This is a genomic window from Gemmatimonadales bacterium (assembly GCA_030697825.1).
Lineage (GTDB): Bacteria > Gemmatimonadota > Gemmatimonadetes > Gemmatimonadales > JACORV01 > JACORV01.
On the sequence record JAUYOW010000064.1, the window covers coordinates 1 to 2,676 of the forward strand.

The 2,676-nt window shown below is 70.4% G+C and carries 2 protein-coding genes; both read left to right on the forward strand.

What is annotated here, in order from left to right; genetic code table 11:
• Positions 1-2,160, forward strand: a 2,160-nt coding sequence (locus Q8Q85_03040; GenBank protein ID MDP3773220.1) for a hypothetical protein, incomplete at its 5' end; no start/stop codon positions are given.
• A 130-nt stretch (positions 2,161-2,290) separates the two neighbouring features.
• On the forward strand, positions 2,291-2,676 hold a 386-nt coding region (locus Q8Q85_03045; protein MDP3773221.1), incomplete at its 3' end, for a (2Fe-2S)-binding protein.

Here is a 2,676-nt window from a genome sequence, read left to right on the forward strand (position 1 = left end):
GTCGCGGCGCTCGGCCATCTCTGGGGGACCAACAGCGAGCGCGGCGTCTTCAAGACCACGGACGGCGGCCGCACCTGGAGCAAGGTGCTCTTCGTTGACGACACGACCGGCGTCGTGGACCTCGAGATGGACCCGTCGAACCCCGACGTGCTCTACGCCGCGGCGTGGCACCGGCTCCGCTGGGGCGGCGGGCACATGGAGGGCGTCGGCGCCACCAGCGGCATCTACAAGACCACCGACGGCGGCGCCACATGGACGCGCCTGACGAATGGACTGCCCACGGGCCGCCTGGGCCGCATCGGCATCGCGATCTCCGCGCAGAACCCGAGCCTGGTGTTCGCGATGATCGCGGTGGACCGCGGGATCACCGACCCGGCGCAGGCCCGCTTCGGGGGCGTGTTCCGCTCCGCCGACGCGGGAGCGACGTGGACCCAGGTGAACGACCTCGCGGCCAACCCGCACTACTTCTATGATGAGATCTGGGTGGATCCGTCGGACAGTAACAACGTGTACGTCGCCAGCTCCGCCCTGCTCCACAGCCGCGATGGCGGCCGTTCCTTCGCGCCCGATTCTCTGGCCCGGGTACACGTGGACCATCACGCGATGTGGATCGATCCGCTCGATCCGGCGCATCTGATCCTTGGCAACGACGGCGGGGTCTACGTAAGCAACGACCGCGGGCGCGCCTGGTGGCACATGCCGATCCCCATCGGCCAGTTCTACACCGTGATCGTGGACAGCTCGCACACGCCGTACCAGATCTGCGGCGGCCTCCAGGACAACGGCGTCTGGTGCGGGCCGAGCCGGACGCGCGACACGGCGGGGATCGCCGACCCCGACTGGTATCCCGTGAACGGCGGCGACGGGATGTGGGTACAGATCCCGCCTGACGATCCGCACACGGTCTACTCCGCATCGCAGTTCGGCAACGTCTCCCGCCTCGACCTCCGCAGCTGGCGGCGTGAAGGGATCCAGCCCCTATCGCTCGACGCCGGCGCCGAGAGCGGGTATGGGTTCACCTGGGGTTGGACCGCGCCCATCCTCCTCTCCCAGCACGACTCCGGGGCGATCTACCTGGGCGCGAACCGGCTCTTCCGCATGCGACGCGGCGGCGGCGATTGGGAGACGCTCGGCCCGGACATGACGCGCACGCCCCGGCAGAACCCCGCGCCGGAGACCGGCAACACCAGCTATCACGCCATCTTCTCCATCGCCGAGAGCCCGAAGACGGCCGCGGTGCTCTGGACCGGCACCGATGACGGGTTCATGTGGGTCTCGCAGGACACCGGACGGACCTGGAGCAACGTGACCGGCAATCTGCCCCGCGGCACACCTAGCAACTGCTGGGTCGGCACCATCGCGGCCTCGTATCATGCCGAAGGCACCGCGTACGTCGCGCTCGACTGCCACTTCCGCGACGACTACCAGCCGCACGTGCTCGCGACGACCGACTTCGGGCGGACCTGGACCGAGATCGGGCAGGGGCTCCCGCAGGGCCGGGGCAGCCTAACGGTCTTGGAGGATCCGCGCAACCCGCGGCTCCTCTTCGTGGGCACCTCGAACGGGGTGTACACCACGGTGGACGGGGGTCGGCGGTGGCTGCGGCTGGGTCGGAACTTCCCGAACGTGATGGTCGAGCGGATGGCGATGTCGTTCGCCCAGCGCGAGCTGGTGATCGGGACGCACGGCCGCGGCATCTACGTGGCCGACATCGGGCCGCTGGAGGAGATGACGGACTCGCTGTTGAACGAGCCGGTCCATCTGTTCGCCACCGCGCCGGCCTACCAGGTCAGGGTGCGCAACACCTGGCCGAGCTGGGGGAGCCATCCCTTCACCGCTCCCAACCCTCCCCGCGCGGCGATCTCCTACTACGTGCGCGACGTCCAGGCCGAGGGGGTGCGGCTGGTGATCACGACCGCCGCGGGAGACACGGTCCGCACGATCACGGGTCCGGGGTATCCGGGGCTGCAGCGCGCGGCGTGGGACCTGCTGCGCGACCGGCCGCGGCCGCGCGAGCTGGGCGGGCCCACGAGCGCGGCGGACCTGCGGCGCGTGCTGCCCGGCGAGTACGTCGTGCGCGTGACGATGGGGGACCGGCGCCTCCAGCAGCACATCGTCGTGCAGGACTGGCCCCCGGACCGTCTCGGGCGGCTGCGGTGAGCCCCGGTTGGCGCGGGTCCGCGGGCCCGCACCGACGCGCTCGTGTGGCGCCCTTGACCACGCCCGCGGCGAGCCGTACGCTATCCCTCCCACGGCAACCATCCTGATCGTTCCACGCGAGACGGGACCCATGAAACGAAGTGTCAGCCTTTCCGTGAACGGCACGACCCGCACCGCCGAGGTCGAGCCGAGAGCGCTGCTCGCGCACGTCCTGCGCGACGACCTGAACCTCACCGGCACGCAGATCGGCTGCGACACGAGCCAGTGCGGCGCGTGCACCGTGCTCATCGACGGCCAGGCGGTGAAGAGCTGCACGCTGCTCGCGGTGCAGGCGGAGGGCGCGCAGATCACGACCCTCGAGGGCCTCGCGACGAACGGCGACCTGCACCCGCTCCAGAACGCCTTCTGGGAGAAGCACGGGCTTCAGTGCGGCTTCTGCACGCCGGGCGTGATCCTGACCGCCGTGGACCTGCTCGGCCAGAACCCCGACCCGAGCGAGGCGGAGATCCGGCACGC